This is a genomic window from Paenibacillus polysaccharolyticus (assembly GCF_023714295.1).
Taxonomy (GTDB): Bacteria; Bacillota; Bacilli; order Paenibacillales; family Paenibacillaceae; genus Paenibacillus; species Paenibacillus polysaccharolyticus_A.
Genome location: NZ_JAMAUN010000057.1, coordinates 1 through 352, shown reverse-complemented (window position 1 = coordinate 352; position 352 = coordinate 1). Strand labels below are relative to the sequence as shown.

Sequence of the window (352 nt, the reverse complement as noted above, 5' to 3'; positions counted from 1 at the left end):
TGACTCCGTCATGCATAGGTTCAAATCCTATATCCCCAGCCATTTACTATGAGTCATTAGCTCAGTTGGTAGAGCACCTGACTTTTAATCAGGGTGTCGAAGGTTCGAATCCTTCATGACTCACTTTCATATTTTGCGGTCGTGGCGGAATTGGCAGACGCGCACGGTTCAGGTCCGTGTGGGCTAACCCCCCGTGGAGGTTCGAGTCCTCTCGACCGCACCATATTATTTTGCGGAAGTGGCTCAGCGGTAGAGCATCGCCTTGCCAAGGCGAGGGTCGCGGGTTCGATTCCCGTCTTCCGCTCCAATATTTGCGCCCTTAGCTCAGCTGGATAGAGCGTTTGACTACGAA

General features: G+C 52.6%; 3 tRNA genes. All 3 read left to right on the top strand.

The window, feature by feature from the left end:
* Positions 1-50: 50 nt before the first annotated feature.
* The 3 genes from M3629_RS28185 to M3629_RS28175 all read left to right on the top strand — a co-directional run bounded on the left by M3629_RS28185 (position 51) and on the right by M3629_RS28175 (position 307).
* Positions 51-123, top strand: a tRNA-Lys gene (locus M3629_RS28185).
* 12 nt (positions 124-135) lie between these two features.
* Positions 136-223, top strand: a tRNA-Leu gene (locus M3629_RS28180).
* Between the two features lie 9 nt (positions 224-232).
* A tRNA-Gly gene (locus tag M3629_RS28175) sits at positions 233-307 on the top strand.
* Positions 308-352: the final 45 nt, after the last annotated feature.